The organism is Pedobacter sp. NO84 (genome assembly GCF_059703915.1).
In genome coordinates, this window is the sequence record NZ_AP046575.1 from 2,170,936 (window position 1) to 2,187,073 (window position 16,138).

At 37.5% G+C, this 16,138-nt stretch carries 20 protein-coding genes; 18 read left to right on the plus strand and 2 right to left on the minus strand.

Annotated elements, in window-relative coordinates:
* Window positions 1–189: 189 nt before the first annotated feature.
* Window positions 190–531, minus strand: coding sequence for an MmcQ/YjbR family DNA-binding protein (locus AC6H0V_RS09260; RefSeq protein WP_497559906.1), 342 nt, complete (start codon window positions 529–531; stop codon window positions 190–192).
* Window positions 532–676: 145 nt separating this feature from the next.
* Here AC6H0V_RS09260 and mnmC2 point away from each other — a divergent pair, with 145 nt between their 5' ends.
* The 13 genes from mnmC2 to AC6H0V_RS09325 all read left to right on the plus strand — a co-directional run bounded on the left by mnmC2 (window position 677) and on the right by AC6H0V_RS09325 (window position 8,868).
* Window positions 677–1,345: a tRNA (5-methylaminomethyl-2-thiouridine)(34)-methyltransferase MnmC2 gene (gene mnmC2 / locus AC6H0V_RS09265; protein WP_497559907.1), complete on the plus strand. Its 669-nt coding sequence runs from the start codon at window positions 677–679 to the stop codon at window positions 1,343–1,345.
* Window positions 1,346–1,415: 70 nt separating this feature from the next.
* Entirely contained in the window at window positions 1,416–2,528 is a 1,113-nt protein-coding gene (locus AC6H0V_RS09270) for an AI-2E family transporter (RefSeq protein WP_497559908.1), read from the plus strand.
* Window position 2,529: 1 nt separating this feature from the next.
* Entirely contained in the window at window positions 2,530–2,835 is a 306-nt protein-coding gene (locus AC6H0V_RS09275) for a hypothetical protein (RefSeq protein ID WP_497559909.1), read from the plus strand.
* A gap of 1 nt (window position 2,836) precedes the next feature.
* Window positions 2,837–3,643 (plus strand): nucleoside triphosphate pyrophosphohydrolase, encoded by an 807-nt coding sequence (gene mazG / locus AC6H0V_RS09280; protein ID WP_497559910.1) that lies wholly within the window; start codon window positions 2,837–2,839, stop codon window positions 3,641–3,643.
* Between the two features lie 48 nt (window positions 3,644–3,691).
* On the plus strand, window positions 3,692–4,036 hold the full coding sequence (locus AC6H0V_RS09285) for a hypothetical protein (RefSeq protein WP_497559911.1): 345 nt from the start codon (window positions 3,692–3,694) through the stop codon (window positions 4,034–4,036).
* Between the two features lie 15 nt (window positions 4,037–4,051).
* A complete protein-coding gene (locus AC6H0V_RS09290; RefSeq protein WP_497559912.1) occupies window positions 4,052–4,441 on the plus strand; it encodes a VOC family protein in 390 nt (129 codons plus the stop codon).
* A gap of 131 nt (window positions 4,442–4,572) precedes the next feature.
* Window positions 4,573–5,136: an RNA polymerase sigma factor gene (locus AC6H0V_RS09295; RefSeq protein WP_497559913.1), complete on the plus strand. Its 564-nt coding sequence runs from the start codon at window positions 4,573–4,575 to the stop codon at window positions 5,134–5,136.
* 4 nt (window positions 5,137–5,140) lie between these two features.
* A complete protein-coding gene (locus tag AC6H0V_RS09300) occupies window positions 5,141–5,431 on the plus strand; it encodes a hypothetical protein (protein WP_497559914.1) in 291 nt (96 codons plus the stop codon).
* 6 nt (window positions 5,432–5,437) lie between these two features.
* A complete protein-coding gene (locus tag AC6H0V_RS09305; protein ID WP_497559915.1) occupies window positions 5,438–5,992 on the plus strand; it encodes a Spy/CpxP family protein refolding chaperone in 555 nt (184 codons plus the stop codon).
* Between the two features lie 95 nt (window positions 5,993–6,087).
* Window positions 6,088–6,870: a YHYH protein gene (locus AC6H0V_RS09310; protein ID WP_497559916.1), complete on the plus strand. Its 783-nt coding sequence runs from the start codon at window positions 6,088–6,090 to the stop codon at window positions 6,868–6,870.
* Window positions 6,871–7,479 (plus strand): toxin-antitoxin system YwqK family antitoxin, encoded by a 609-nt coding sequence (locus AC6H0V_RS09315; protein WP_497559917.1) that lies wholly within the window; start codon window positions 6,871–6,873, stop codon window positions 7,477–7,479.
* Between the two features lie 4 nt (window positions 7,480–7,483).
* Window positions 7,484–8,092: an SCO family protein gene (locus AC6H0V_RS09320; protein WP_497559918.1), complete on the plus strand. Its 609-nt coding sequence runs from the start codon at window positions 7,484–7,486 to the stop codon at window positions 8,090–8,092.
* A 71-nt stretch (window positions 8,093–8,163) separates the two neighbouring features.
* Window positions 8,164–8,868 (plus strand): M949_RS01915 family surface polysaccharide biosynthesis protein, encoded by a 705-nt coding sequence (locus tag AC6H0V_RS09325; RefSeq protein ID WP_497559919.1) that lies wholly within the window; start codon window positions 8,164–8,166, stop codon window positions 8,866–8,868.
* A gap of 4 nt (window positions 8,869–8,872) precedes the next feature.
* Here the strand turns inward: AC6H0V_RS09325 and AC6H0V_RS09330 are convergent, their stop codons facing one another.
* A complete protein-coding gene (locus AC6H0V_RS09330) occupies window positions 8,873–10,210 on the minus strand; it encodes a DEAD/DEAH box helicase (RefSeq protein ID WP_497559920.1) in 1,338 nt (445 codons plus the stop codon).
* Window positions 10,211–10,552: 342 nt separating this feature from the next.
* Here AC6H0V_RS09330 and AC6H0V_RS09335 point away from each other — a divergent pair, with 342 nt between their 5' ends.
* The 5 genes from AC6H0V_RS09335 to AC6H0V_RS09355 all read left to right on the plus strand — a co-directional run bounded on the left by AC6H0V_RS09335 (window position 10,553) and on the right by AC6H0V_RS09355 (window position 16,068).
* Window positions 10,553–10,957, plus strand: coding sequence for a hypothetical protein (locus AC6H0V_RS09335; protein ID WP_497559921.1), 405 nt, complete (start codon window positions 10,553–10,555; stop codon window positions 10,955–10,957).
* A 17-nt stretch (window positions 10,958–10,974) separates the two neighbouring features.
* Entirely contained in the window at window positions 10,975–11,526 is a 552-nt protein-coding gene (locus tag AC6H0V_RS09340; RefSeq protein ID WP_497559922.1) for an RNA polymerase sigma factor, read from the plus strand.
* Window positions 11,523–13,076 carry a hypothetical protein gene (locus AC6H0V_RS09345; protein WP_497559923.1) on the plus strand — a complete coding sequence of 518 codons (1,554 nt, stop codon included), beginning with the start codon at window positions 11,523–11,525 and terminating at the stop codon, window positions 13,074–13,076. Before AC6H0V_RS09340 ends, AC6H0V_RS09345 begins: the two co-directional genes overlap by 4 nt.
* 70 nt (window positions 13,077–13,146) lie before the next feature.
* The gene (locus AC6H0V_RS09350) at window positions 13,147–13,569 is read left to right on the plus strand and encodes a hypothetical protein (protein ID WP_497559924.1); all 423 of its coding nucleotides are present in this window, start codon (window positions 13,147–13,149) and stop codon (window positions 13,567–13,569) included.
* An 87-nt stretch (window positions 13,570–13,656) separates the two neighbouring features.
* Window positions 13,657–16,068 carry an alpha/beta hydrolase family protein gene (locus AC6H0V_RS09355; protein ID WP_497559925.1) on the plus strand — a complete coding sequence of 804 codons (2,412 nt, stop codon included), beginning with the start codon at window positions 13,657–13,659 and terminating at the stop codon, window positions 16,066–16,068.
* The last annotated feature ends 70 nt before the right edge of the window (window positions 16,069–16,138 follow it).

The following is a 16,138-nucleotide window of genomic DNA, read 5'->3' on the forward strand; positions in this document are numbered from 1 at the left end:
ATCTGTGGTTTTTTAATAAAACTTTTGGAAACGCCATGCGCCAAACGCAAGACTATTTACCTACTGCATTAAATTATTAGCCACAGATTAAAAAGGATTTTAGGGTATTTCATGTAATTTCAAAAAACGACCCTTTTATATTTATTTCAAAAAACTAATCATTTTTAATCTGTGGCTAACTTTTTAATTTTATTCATTATACCTTTCCTGTACCTTTTTCGGAAGCTTGGACAAAACCAATTTCCTCGAAGTTTCCACTCTTTTCTTTAATTCAGAATCCGTCAAAATCTCCAGATTATCAATCTGAACCCATTGTTTTTTGGCCATGTGAGACGCTTGTTTAATTCCATCTCTCGCTATAAGCTCATCAAATTCTTCGGGGGTACATTTAGTAGAAAAACTATTTCCATCGTCTATTGCGATAATTACAAAGATTTTCTCTTCTACCATAAAGCAGAGATGCTCCCACTTCATGCCCTCGGTGGTGCCAGGCAAGGCCAAACAAAATTCTCTAAAAGTTTCTATATCCATTGGTGTATGTTTAAAGGTTGTAATGTTTAAAGGTTACCCGATAATCCTATAGGAACTGCTTCGGAGCTAGCCGGACTTGTTGCCAAAGACATCACTTCGGGATAAAGTTAGGATGTTAAAGCGATAGATTTCGTATTTTTACAAAATGAACATCCTTACACCAACCGCAGATGGATCAAACACTTTATTTAACCAATCTGTGGGAGAATATTATCATTCAACAAATGGTGCGTTACAAGAGAGCAGGCATGTTTTTGTTGATGCGGGACTAAAATACGTAATCGATAAAAATGGAACGAGCATAGTTCGTATCCTAGAAATAGGATTTGGTACAGGTTTAAATTTCGTTCTTAGCTACGAAAAATCCAATGAGCTAAATGTTCCTATAAATTATATGGGTGTAGAAGCTTTTCCTCTCCCATTGGATGTGATCGAAACCACAGGGTATCAAGATTTTGTACCCCGTTCTATCTGGAAAAATTTTATCGATGGCTATGAAAAGTCACTATTAAGCGAGCAAGCGTTATCAGCGCAATGCAACCTGCAAATTATGCCTACTACTTTGGCCAGTTTTACGACTGATAAACAATTTGACCTGCTCTATTTTGATGCTTTTTCAGTTAGGCATCAACCAGAAATGTGGACTGATGAAATGATAGCGCATGCTTGTAGTTTCCTTAAAGTTGGCGGTGTCTTTGTAAGTTATGCCATAACCGGGAATTTAAAAAGAGCGCTTAAAAGCTGCGGACTAAACATAGAAAAACTACCAGGTGCAGCGGGAAAACGCGAAATGATTAAGGGCGTCAAAAATTAGCTAATTAGCCAATTAGCTAATAATCCGTTATCTTTAAATAAGTTAAACTATACCATTAATTAAAATTACAATGAGAGAAATTTCCTTGCCTTTTGTAGCCAAGTTGGCATTGGTCCTATTATCCATTATCATGATAGGTTATTTGGCCATTTTAGGCAAAAGCTTATTTGCCCCATTGCTCTTCTCTTTATTGATGGCTTTTTTATTGCTCCCCTTCTCCAACTATTTAGAGCAAAAATTAAGATTTAAACGGAGTATATCGTCTATTGTCGCGGTAGTTTGCATGATAGCAGTAATTTATATCATCCTTTATTTTTTGGGAAATCAATTAACAGAATTATTGAATGACTGGCCACTATTAGTTAAACAGGTAACAACCGCTTTTCATGATATTCAAAATTGGGTAGCCACTACCTTTCATATCAATATCGATAAGCAAAAAACATATATTTCAGATAGTCTAGAGAATTCTTTGGCAACGAGCGCTGTTCTCATAGCGAGTACCTTTCTTACGGTATCATCAACACTGTTATTTTTGGCATTCACCTTATTATTCACTTTTTTCATCCTCAATTATCGGAGAATTTTATATCGCTTTTTAACTACTGTTTTTGCCGAAGAACACAAAGCCAGAGTGTCAGATATTACCAGGGAAATTCAGCGGATCATTAAAAAATACATTACCGGACTCTTTTTGCAGATGCTGATCGTTTCCCTTTTGATGATGATCACCTTATCCATTTTGGGAGTTAAATATGCTATTTTATTAGGGTTAATAGCTGGCATTTTTAACATCATCCCCTACTTGGGGATTTCTACCGCATTGTTGCTAAGTACACTTATAACCTTTGCCACGGCAGGTGCGGCTAAAGCTCTTTTAGTAATCTTGGTTTTTGTGGGAATCCATACCATCGATGGAAATATTTTAATGCCTTTAGTTGTTGGTTCAAAAGTTAAAATTAATGCACTTTTCGCTTTTATAGGTATCATTATCGGCGAAATGGTCTGGGGAATCTCGGGTATGTTTTTATGTATCCCCTATTTAGCGATGTTGAAAATAATTTTCGAAAGAGTTGATGGTTTAGAGCCTTGGGGCATTTTACTAGGCGAGGGACATAAACCACCAAGAAAACGGAGAATTTATAGAATTACCAAAAAAATCCAACTGGAAGATGCTGAATAAAATGAGTAACGAACGAGAGAACAGGGCACCACATATTTTAAATACATCTGCTAATTTATTAGGATTTTGCTTTATTGTTTTAACCTCCGTTAAAATTTCAAACCTTAGAGAATCATCATATATTGATGAAGGTGCGGCCCTTGCAATTATTATTTTTATGAGCAGTTGCTTGCTTTCTTTTCTCGCTATGCGCAACAAAACTAATCGGGCTTTCCGATTGGAACGTATTGCGGATATACTGTTTTTAAGCGGTCTTATCGTTCTTTTTATTACCACTATGCTTATTGCTTTTAACATCATTAAATAATATGCCTTCAACTATTCCACCTCCTGCAACTACCACACCCGATACCGCGTTTTTAAGATTATTAACGGTGTTAGATACGCTCCGCACCCAATGCCCATGGGATAAAAAACAAACCATGGAAACGCTAAGGCATCTCACCATCGAAGAAACCTATGAGCTTTCGGACGCAATTTTGGAGGGGGATCTGCCTGAAATAAAAAAAGAACTGGGAGATTTAATGATGCACCTGGTTTTTTATGCAAGAATTGGGAGCGAAACCAATGATTTTACTATTACAGACGTGCTGAACAGTGTTTGCGACAAGCTAATCCACCGTCACCCTCACGTTTACGGTGATGTGGAGGTAAACAATGAAGAAGATGTAAAGCGAAATTGGGAACAGTTGAAGTTGAAGGAAGGAAATAAATCGGTTTTAGGTGGGGTACCAGCATCATTGCCTGCGTTGGTTAAAGCCAGCAGAATCCAAGAAAAAGCCAGAGGTGTTGGTTTTGATTGGGATGAGAAAGAACAGGTTTGGGCAAAGGTTGAAGAAGAATTGCAAGAGTTTAAAGCCGAATTTAATATTGCAGAAAACATAGCTATTGATAAAGAAAAAGCAGAGAACGAATTCGGGGACCTCCTTTTCTCGTTGGTTAATTATGCCCGATTTATAGATATCAATCCAGAAAATGCATTAGAAAAAACCAATAAGAAATTCATTAAACGTTTCCAATTCTTAGAAAGTAAGGCAAAAGAAAACGGAAAAGCGTTACAGGATATGACCCTAGCAGAGATGGATGTGTATTGGAATGAAGCTAAGAAATTGTAATCGGCTAATTGGGTGATTTGGGGATTAGCTAATGGAGAAATTACTACTATGAAAGAAAGACCGGTACTCTACATCGCTATCATTTTTAACTTAGTTGTGGAGCTTATCTTAATAACCTTAGTCTTCAATGCTGTTGGAGCACAAAGACTGCCTTATCAACTTGCGAGATTAATAGCACTGTTGCTTGTTATTGCTTTCGTTTCCGGAAAATCAAAATTTGCTCTTTTTCTTTTGGCCGGCTACCACATTTTTAATGGAATAGCCAATTTACATGCAATCGATAAAAATGGTTTAATAAGTGAAGTCCTGGCTGTGTATCACCTATCAATTGCGCTGATCATTTATTTTCATGATTGGATAGAAAATAAGATGAAAATTAACAAAAAAGTTTAATCAATAATTAATATAATGATCGCACATATTTCATTGATCGTTAAGGATTACGATGAAGCAATTGATTTTTTCACCAAAAAACTGAATTTTATCCTCCATGAGGATACGGTAATTGACCAGGATAAACGTTGGGTATTGATTGGCTCCAAAGATTTAAATGCCACGAAGATCCTATTGGCGAAGGCCAAAACCAAAGAGCAGCAGAGCAGGATAGGTAACCAAACCGGGGGAAGGGTCTTTTTATTTTTATATACCGCTGATTTTGACCGTGATTTTCAAAATTTAGTTCAGAATCAGATTAAAATAGTGAGACCTCCAAGACTAGAAAAGTACGGCAAGGTTGCTGTCTTTGCAGATTTATATGGTAATTTATGGGATTTGATCCAGCCTAATTACAACCAGTAGTGAACTAACTGTCACAAGTTTATCGATACAACTAGCCCATTCGCCGATAAACCCATACCAGAATTCGTTAGAATAATAATCTTTAAGAGCGAAGGATTCTAGAATCCTGATCGTCTAAAGATTACTAGGTATTGGAAGAAAACGAATTAATCCATCAATTAAGGGAGAGAAGTGAAACGGCCTATCGCTATCTGGTAGATTCGCATCGCACCCGTGTGTACAATACAATTATAAACATTTTACAGAACGAAGCTGAAGCTGATGATACCGCACAAGAAGTTTTTATCCAGGTTTACCATTCCATAGCCCAATTTAAAGGGGATAGTTCATTGGTAACTTGGTTGTATAAAATTTCGGTAAGAAAAGCATTGGATAAGCTAAGGCAAAGAAAAAATAGACAAAGATTACAAGGGATAATGCCTTGGTGGATGCCAAATGATGGGAAGCCTAAGAAAGAAGCTTTTTATCACCCGGGTATCGCGCTAGAAAATAAGGAAAGAGCAGCTATACTTTTTAAAGCAATAAATGAACTTCCTGAGAAACAAAAAATTGCCTTTACTTTAATTAAAGTTCAGGGATTAAAATATGAGGAGGCTTGCGATATCATGGAACAAAGTATCAAAGCCATAGAATCGCTGATCTCTAGAGCAAAACACAATTTACAGAAAAAATTACAGCAGTATAAAAATGATTAAGCCAATGGAAAATGAACCTATAATAGATCTGTATCTAGAAAGCTTAGCGGGAATAAAGGCTGCTGAACCGAAAGACTTTTTCTATAATCGATTAATTACTCGTTTAGAAAATGAACAGGCCCAGTCTACTTGGAACTTCCCACTAAAACCAATGTGGATGATCAGTACTTTATTGCTTTTTTTACTGGCAAACGCGTTCATATTAATACAACAAAACAAATCTATAAAAGTGGCAGAAACTTCTTCGATAGAAAGCTTTGCCAGTGCGTATGATCAACATATTTCATCTTATTAAAAAAAAATGGAACAGATTGCATATAAAAAATGGTTTACGCTGGTAGTAGCGTTATTGCTAGTGGTCAATCTTGCTTCGATTGTGGTTTTTTGGGTCGACAAAAAAAGCCGCCCCCCACAATCAATGGGCGGTCCAGCTAAGTTTATTATCCACGAACTCCATTTTACTAAGGCTCAAGAAGAGCAGTTTATGGCATTGGCACAACAGCACCAAGAAGCCATCCGCCCGATACGCGATAAGCTTAAAGATGCAAAGGATAATTTCTTTAGCTTATTATCCAAACCCGATTTGAGTGATAGTTCCAAATTAGCAGCTGCAAAGGTAATTAGTACCTATACAGAGCAATTAGATCTTATTACACTTCATCACTTTGAAAAGGTAAGGGGAATGTGTAATGATGAACAAAAAAAGAAATTTGATGCTATCATTAATCAGGTAACCGAATTGATGGCGATGCCTCATCATGGTCCGGGGCCTCCTAACCGTCCACCTTTGGGTAGAGAGCCCGGGATGGCGCCACCTCCAAATGAGCAAGAGGCAAGGCCACAGCCACATCCGTAATTATTTTTCGGTTAAGCGAAGGATTTAAAGAAGATAGATCGTCTAATCATTAAAACCCAATCTTAAACTTAAATCCACTAATTAACTCGCTGATCATGAAATCTATTTGCTTAAACTCGTTCATTACCTTGCTACTGGTAATCATTATGTTAGCCTGCAAAAAATCTGGCTCTACAACTGAGCCAACGGTAACCAATCCCGTGATAATTACAAGCGTTGGTAGCGGGGTTCCTGATGTTTATAAGAAAATATACGGTGCTTCGAGCATTACCTCAGATGGAAGTTATATAACAATTAAGAGCAACGGACTTCCTGATCATAAAAGTGCTTATTATGCAACCAATAATGCGTTGTACGAAGCATTTAATGGGATAACTTTTGGAGGGAATACCTTTTCGAAGAATCCTAATAGCATGGTTTCAACAGCCTATACATTTAAAATTCCTTTAAATCCTGTTGTTGCCACTACGCATGCCAGTACGCCTATGGGTCCCATCGGAGTGGCAATAAACGGGGTTCCTTTATACAATCAATATGCAGGTGGTGGTGCTGCTCTAGGGGGCGAAATCGTAAGTTTTGATCAGGGTTATGGCCACCCAGACCCAGGCTCAAGATACCATTATCATGTAGAACCAATTAAATTAACCGCCACAAAAGGTTCCGATGCACTGATGGGATTTCTCTTAGATGGTTTCCCTGTGTACGGTCCAAAAGAAAATGGCACCACTGTTGCTACTGCGAGCTTAGATGCTTACCATGGTCATACCAGCGTTACAGCTGATTATCCTGCGGGGATTTACCATTATCATTTTTCTACCGATGCCCCTTACTTAAATGGAGCGGGCTTTTATGGAACTTCAGGTACAGTAAGCTATTAAATGAGCACTACGGCTAAACTCTATTTCATTGCAGCATTTGCGTTGTTCCTTGTGGTATTTTATAAGGATAAATTCGCTCTACACGAGCAAAAGACAGTAGAAACAGTGCCCTTGTTTTTTAAAGATGTAAACGATGCTAATTTTCGATATCATCAGGATACCGTTTATTATCAGCAAAAACCATTTTCTGGATACCAATACTTACTGTATCCGAGCGGAGACACTGCTGTTGTAAAACCCTATTACGCCGGACTTGAAGAAGGCCTTATCAAAAAATGGTATCCTAACCATATCCTGGCAGAAGAAAGATATTATAGTGCAGGGAAAAAAGTAAGCGTACATAAAGCATGGTGGCCAAATGGTAAATTAAAATTTACATATGAATTTGATAACGATGAATTTAATGGTGTAAACAAAGAATGGTATGAAACTGGCGCCTTATTTAAAGAATTTCATTACGAAAAGGGATATGAAAGCGGCTCTCAAAAAATGTATTGGATCAATGGAAAAATACGTGCAAACTATGTTATCAAAAACAACAGAAGATATGGATTATTGGGCACAAAAAACTGCATTAATGTTGCGGATAGCGTGTTTATTAAGCATTAGTAGCATGATTTTGTCTTGTAATGGCAAGACTGAGCAAGAGAAACTACCTTATTATAACACGCCAAATTTTACTCCGTTATTTGTAAGTGATACCCAGCAATTGCCTAAACTGGTACCTCACCAAATTGCAAATTTTGCTTTTAAAAACCAGGAGGGAAAAACCATTACACAAACTACAATAGAAGGAAAAATCCACGTGGCAGATTTCTTTTTTACGAGTTGTGGCAGCATTTGTCCAATAATGACCAGTAATATGAAAAAGATTGATTCCGTATTTAACGAGGATAAAAACGTAGTCCTACTCTCTTACAGCGTTACTCCATGGTTAGATAGTGTAGAGATTTTAAAGAAATACGCAGAACGATATCAAATCACCAATCCAAATTGGCATTTATTAACGGGAAGTAGGGCCGAAATCTATAAGCTAGCCCGCCAATCTTATTTTGCCGAAGAAGATTTAGGTTTTACCAAAGACAGTACCAATTTCTTGCATACCGAACATTTCTTGCTTATTGATAAAAACAAACGAATCCGTGGAATATATAATGGGACTTTGGATTTGGAGATTATGCAGTTGATCAAAGATATCAATGCGTTGAAGGACGAGAATTAGCCTGCTATAGCTTAACCAGTACCTTTTCAAAAAAATCACCCATTAATTGCACGTTGTTATTATATTTGGGCATGAAAAAAATCGTGGTTATTTTTTTGCTGGGTATCATGGTCATAAGCGCTAATGCACAAACTAGCTCATCTAGTAGCAGTAAGCTAACAAAAGAAGAAACAGAAGGATTTTTTACGTCCACCTTCAAGAAAAAAAACCTGATCAATTTCCCAATTTTTAGGGCCTACACCTATTCGGACAAGAGCGGAACTTACTATGTTGCATTAACAGAAAGCGCCGATACGATTAACAAGGAAAAAGATACTGTTAACTACACCATAAAAGCATTCAACTTCAAAGTAGATAAAGGCATTGCGCTTAAAAAATGGGAGATAAATGATTTTAGACTACCCACTGAAAAAGGGGTTGAGAAAGAGAGCTCGATTTGGTTCTGGACAAAATATTGCGAATTTAATGATCTAGATAATGATGGCTTAATTGATCCCATCATCGTTTACGGAACTTTTGGCAGCAATGGCTATGAAGATGGTCGTGCTAAACTATTAATTTATTATAAGGGCCAAAAAGTTGCACTAAGGCATCAAAATAGTTTAACTGATGGGTTGAGAAAAACACAGGTGGATGCTGCATTTTACACCTTACCGATAAAGGTTCAGGAACACATTAAAGAACTTATGGAAAAAATGGCGAAAAACAAACATGCCATTTTCCCAAGTGCCTATGCGGAAAAAATGGAAAAGAAAGCAGTATTAATCAATAATTAGCTGATTAATGTTTCTTTTTCTTATTCATGATCGCTTTCTGCCCTATTCCGAAATTTGAGGTTTTTGAATTGCTATCCTTGCGCTTATGGAATGCAGCATCGCGGAAAGATTCTTCGTCTTCCTGTTCCTTAAGTAGTTTACTTTTTTGCAATGATGCTTTGGTAACTTCTTCAATCAGCAAATCTTCTGGCAGATCAGCAACTTCTATTTTCTTTCCGATTGCCTGTTCAATTTTACGCACCTGCGGAAGTTCCAGATCTGTTGTAAACGTAATGGCAACAACATCTTCATCACCCTGTTTAATTATTCTATTGAGGTAGGTCTCTTTTTGAACCGGAAGTTCGAAATGGAAAATAAAGGGAATGTTGTCCAAATTCATTGCATTTAATCCTTCATTGGCTACAATTAATACCCGAGCTTCGCTAATCGCTTTAAAATCCTCAATGTCATCAAACCCAGCTTCATCAAAAAACAAGGGCTTAAATACAAATACATCATCGGCCTTGCCATCAAATAGGTCTTTTGCAAGGGTTTGAGCAGTTAAACGGGTATTTACAAAAACCACTACCTTATCAAATACTTCAGTATCTTTAAGTAAGAGATTTAATAAGTTTAATTTGGTTCTGAAATTGGGAACGTGATATAAAAGTTGGGTATGCGTTGCAGTTTCAGTTTCGCCAAGATCTTCAACTTCTATTGTAAACGGCAACTTCATAAATGGCGCAATCATAGTGTTTAATCGATCATGAAGCACATCTGTAAATATTAGATGTTGACATTTTTGAATACTGTTGGCTAATTCCACAATCGGCAATTGCATCCCTAATTTTACCATTTCAGCAGCATCATCAACAACAAAAAGTTGAATTTTATTTGTGTTAAGTCCTAATTTCAGGTACACCGCCCTAGCTCTAGAAGGTACCGCCACAACAATATCAACACCATCGGTAATTTCGTTTATCTGTGTTTCCATGCTTCCATCTGCGTGGATACCCACAATCCGGATGGTTTCATTTCTATTTAACAATTCGAACTGCTCAATTACCTCTAAAACCCTCTCTTTGGTTGGCACTAATATGAGTGCTCTTGGAGCTTCTTCAAAGCCATATTTAAGCCTCATCAGCACGCCCAAAACATAGGTTGTTGTTTTTCCGCTTCCTTCTGGACCGATAGCAATAATATCTTGTCCGCCTAAAATTCTGGTCATGGTTTTGGCCTGGATTTCTTTCGGACTTAAATAACCTGCAGCGGTCATTGCAGAAACTAGGGGCTTACTTAATTTTAATTGCTCTAAAGACACTTTTAAATCTATGTTAATGGATAATGGGTCAAATTTACACAAAATAAAAAGGTTAACTGCACAGGCAATTAACCCACACGGGTTTGTCAAAGTGATTTACCACATTTATTATGATATTCTCGAAATAAATACCTTTAAATGCCGAAAATAATTTTTTTCAATACGGGATCGACAAAGTCTGGGAAAGAACAATTAACACATTGGCAATCAGATTGTCAAACCGATAGACACATTTAAATTTTAAAATTGAGATAAATGTTCTGGAAAGAAAAAATACATTTTTGTCTAGCTAGATAGGCAACGCCATTCCCTTAAACCAATATTTTTTCATTTTTAATGTAGCGTTGGAGGTATGGCCAACGTATAGGATTAAAAATCCCTTATATGAAGAAACTAATTTACATTTCAGCGCTGGTTATGCTATGCGCTGCTTGCGAGAAACCAAACAATGCCATGGATTTCCAGGGCCCCTACATTGGCACTTTTAAGGCCACTTATCAAAACAAAACAGAAACCAGTAGATCAGAAATCACCCTAAACAACAGAAATTTCGAGGTTTATAAAGGAGTGAAATTAGGGAGTGGTGTTTTTACACTGAACGATAAAAAAACTGTTACTTTCGAGGACAAAAATACTTGGCCGCCAAATTTTGATGCTGAACTGTTGTTAAACGGATCGTACACTTTTGAGGCTTTAGGCGACAGTTTAATTTTAACAAAATATGTACCACAGCCCGGCGATTTTATAAATACCTATCAATATAGGTTAAGACGTATACTTAAAGAATGAAAAAACGAATTATATAGATGCCGCAACAGACAACGGAAGTATCCGAACTGATCAACAGGTGCAAAAAAACACACTTACCTTCTCAAGAGCAGCTGTATAAGCTGTTTTATGGATATGCCATGGGTGTTTGTTTGAGATACCTTATTAACAGGGATGATGCGCTGGAGGCCGTAAACGATTCGTTTATTAAGGTCTTCAAGGCTATACACACGTTTAAGCAAGATGCTGATTTTAAGGCTTGGTTCAGAAAAATTCTGGTTAACACCTCTCTCGATTATAAGCGAAAAAATATGCGATTTAATCAAGCTATTGAACTTACCGATACCAACCCTCAAACCACTTATGTTTCTGGAATAGAGAAACTATCGGTTAAGGATATTTTGGGCCTGATGAAAAATTTAAATGAGCTTCAACATTTGGTTTTTAATCTATACGAAATAGACGGTTACACACATAAGGAAATTGCAAGCCTACTAAATATTCCAGAAAGTTCTTCTCGGACTTATCTAAGCAGGGCGAAGCAAATTTTGCAACAATTATTAATCACGCATTCAATTTATAAAAGATGATGGATCTAGATGAAGAATTAAGTTTACAGATTAGAACAGTTTTCGATCATTTTGACGACGGGCAAAGTGATATCGGATGGGCTATGCTTCGTACCAAATATCCAGAAGAACCGAGCAGAAAGTTTCCGCTTTATTGGTTTATAGGAATTGCGGCAAGCTTAATGCTTATTGGTGGGTTATGGTTCTTCGAAAAACCTGCACCTCAACCAGAAATCAGCCAATCTATTGTAGAGCAGCAGCAAGCGCCTAAGCCTATTATTGAAAAATCTGTTGTACAGCCTGAAAGCACAGCTAAAAAGGGCAAGGTAATTATAGATCACCAAGTTGCTACTCAAAAAAGCTCAGAAAATATAAAAGCCCAAACTCAAGAACAATCAATCATACAAACTAGTCCACTGATCGTTAACGGGAAACTTAATCTACTAGAAAATAAAGGATTGCCTAACCAAAACCTTTTCTTAAACAAAAATGAAAGTCAGCTACCCCTCCCACTACCCATCACTAAAGCTCCAAATGCCATTGTTCTAACAGAAATTGAAAGTCTGAAGATTAATCCACAGTTAAACAAGGTTCAGATTAAACCAAATCTTAGCATCATCACAAAAATAGAAGTCCCTACGCTTAACCAACAGTTATCTGGCAATCAGCAAATCACTAACCCCGCCGCCCAAGTTAAGCTGGATGGTACTAAAATGGATTCTGCCCTCAGTGCAGAAAAGGATGTGCAGGTGGCAAAAATCATAGAGAAAGAACCAGCTGTTCCTCTTCAACCTAAAAAAACCACAGAAGAATTTTTAAACGAACAATCAAAAATAGCTGCTGCAAAGGTTAAGCAAAAAGATAAAAAGAATAGGAACTTTAAAAATTCATACGAAGTTTTTACGGGCACATTTTTAAATTATTATGATGATAATGACATAAAAGTAAATGCAGGCTTTGGTTTAAATGCTAATGTCAAAATTTCTAAGAGTCTATACCTGAGCGTAGGGGCAGGAGTTAGCCAAAATAAGATTTCTTACCAAAACTATACGCCAAATTCGGGCTCAAAAAAGCTACAGGCTGATCTATCTGCTGCACCAAACAGCTATAGCATTGTTAACCCGGGCTCGGCATATCTCCTCCAATCAGGAGTGGTATCCAATGTTCAGCTCAATGCACAATTATTAAGTTTAGATTTACCGATTTCTTTGAAATTCTATCCTACAAGGAAGCAAAATCTCTACATCTCAACCGGTCTAAACTCAAATTCTTACTTTGCGCAAAAGTATGACTTTACCTATACCATTATCACTGCTTCTTCTTTGTTGAGCAACTCTAAATTTGATCGCGAAGAGACAGAAAAAAGCAAATTCAAAGGATTTAACCTTGCAAATAGCGCCATTTTCGCCATTGGCATAAATCAACGTATCGGAAAATCAAATAACCTCATTTTCGAGCCTTATTTTAAACCAGTTATTGGCTATATGGGCGAGAAAAATTTAAAGATCAATTCTGCTGGTTTAAATCTTAAGTTTAGTTTCGGCAATCCAACTAAAAAAATAGAAAAGTGAAAAAATAAACTATCTCTCCTAGCGCCATAAAATCTATAAGCAATAGGAATTGAAATTAAATTATAAAGCCATGAAAAAACAAGTTGCCCCCATTATTTTAATCTTTTTATTCTCTTTTTTATTGCTCTCTTGTGAAAAGGATTCCGATTCTGATTTATCAGGAATTTATAAGGTTAAATTAAACGAAACTATAGCTATGCCTGAAAATGGTACTGGAGCCACAGTTACGCTAATTGAATTTGTAGATCACCGCTGTCCTCCTAATTTCTTCTGCATTACATCTGGCATTTCTTATGTTAAACTTAAATTTAATGATAGAAGAAATGAACAGACCGTTCAATTGTGTTTTGAAATATGCGATGACAAGGAAGCGATAATTAAGCTAAATGGATCACAGTACTTAATTCACATGGACAATATATATGAGGTAAATCCACCTCCAACCGCTAAAGTTAATCCGATGCCGGTACTCTCAGTTTCTAAAATTAGATAAAGCAGAATCACTATCAAATTTTTGATACATGTGATAATTTATTTCAAATATCCGTAAGTTAGCCCTAAGGAACCTTACAGAATTACAATGAAAAAAATTATCCTAAACCTATTCTTTCTTGCTTTAAGCTTTGGCACTTTTGCCCAAGACGCAATAAATTATCAAATGCCTCCAAAGGCGATTGCCGATCTTCTCCTTGCTAAACCAACGCCAAGTGTAAGCATCGATAGTAAAGCCCAATGGATGTTACTAAGCGAAAGAAATTCGTATCCTTCGGTAGAAGAGTTAGCGATGCCCGAATACCGCATTGCGGGGATGCGCATAAATCCAAACAATTATTCTCCTAGCCGCCAAACTTTTATCAATAGTTTTAGCTTAAAAAATATTAAAACAGGCAAAACTGTTGCGGTTACCGGTTTGCCTAGTCCGTTATATGGCGGAAATGTAAATTGGAGCCCCAATGAAACCAAAATTTCCATTACTCATACTTCTCAAACCAAGGTGGATCTCTATATAATCGATGTTGCAACAGGAAAGGCTACCAAGATGAACAAACAGCCACTTAACGCCATAATGGGTAATGGAGGCGCAACATGGGTTGATGAAAATACCGTTCTTTATAGAACCATTACAAAAGCTGCTAATTTAGCGCCTACCCGCCCATTGATGCCCAAAGGGCCAACTGTTCAACAAAATTTAGGGAAGGCAGCACCCAATGCAACATTACAGGATTTGATCAAATCGCCATTTGATGAGCAGTTGTTCGAGTTTTTTGCTACATCCCAACTAGTGCAAAATAAAAACGGAGTGGAAACTTTAATTGGGAAGCCCGCAATTTATAGCGGTGTAAGCTTATCGCCTGATAAAAATTATATGATGGTGCGTACCATTAAAAAACCATTCTCTTATTTGGTATCAGCAGGAGGTTTCCCATCGGTGATAAACATTACCGACAGGACGGGAAAAGTAGTTAAAATGTTGGCCGACCTGCCCTCAACCGAAGTGAGGCCATCTGGTAATGATAACGTGCAAAATGTGCCAAGAGGTTTTGATTGGCGGGATGATGAAGCGGCAACCCTGGTTTGGGCCAACCCATTGGATAGCGGTCTCATTAAAAAAAATGTACCATATCATGATGCCGTAGTAGAATTGTCGGCCCCTTTTAATGGTACTCCGAAAGAACTTTTCAAGACCAAAATGCGTTATAGCGGAACCAGTTGGGGCGATGCCACTTTAGCGTTGGTTAGAGAAAATTCAAGAACTAAACAAACCTCAAGATTAAGCCGTTTCAATCCTACTACAGGTGCATTAGAAACACTTTATGAATTAAGTACAAATGATGCGTACAACAATCCAGGGTTTCCGATAACCGAAAAAAATAAATTCGGTCGACAGGTAATCTTAACAACCGATAATGGTACTAAACTTTTATTAAACAATCCTACCGGGGCTTCTGCCAAAGGCGATCTACCTTTCTTGGCAAAATTTGACCTCAATACTAAAAAATCCGAAATTTTATGGAGGAGCCAAGAAGGAAGTTTTGAAGTGGTTACCGATGTGTTGGATCCGCAAAAATTAACCTTATTAACTCGCAGGGAAAGCCAAACCGCTGTACCAAACTACTTTATTAAGAATTTGATGCTAAGGATAGCCGATGTTCAGCTTACTCACTTCACCAATCCTTATACCCAGTTAGAAGGGGTAAGCAAACAAAAAATCTCTTATAAACGAGCTGATGGAATTGATCTTACCGGCGACCTATATCTTCCTAAAGGATATAATAAGGAAAAAGATGGTTCGCTTCCCGTATTGATCTGGGCGTACCCACGCGAATTTAACTCTGCAGCTGATGCCGCCCAAATTAGAGGCTCTCAAGATAAATTCACCACTATAAGTTCAGGTGGACCCTTATTTTTTGTAACTCAGGGATACGCGGTTTTAGACAATGCCGAAATGCCAATCGTAGCAATTGGAGATAAAAAACCTAACGATACATTTGTAGAACAGCTGCAGTTAAATGCAGAAGCTGCGATAAACAAATTGAGCAGCATGGGTGTTGGCGATAGAAACCGGATGGCAGTGGGTGGACATAGCTATGGTGCATTTATGACAGCTAATTTATTGGCCCATACCAACTTGTTCAAAGCAGGTATCGCCAGAAGTGGTGCCTACAATAGAACTCTAACTCCTTTTGGGTTTCAAAACGAAGATCGCACCTATTGGGATGCACCTCAGTTATATTATGAAATGAGCCCATTTAGTTATGCCAACAAGATTAAAACACCTTTATTGTTAATTCATGGTGAGATGGATGATAACCCAGGCACTTTTCCGATTAACAGCGAACGGTTATTTAATGCCATAAAAGGTTTTGGAGGTACCACACGGTTTGTATACCTACCCTACGAAGCGCATGGTTATCGTGGAAAGGAAAACTTGCTGCACATGCTGTGGGAAATGAATACTTGGTTGGACACTTATGTGAAGAATGCGAAATAAGCGCAAAGCGATTAGCATTGGGCGTTAAGCGCAAAGCGATTGTCGGTGGGCGCGAAGCGATGAGCGTTTG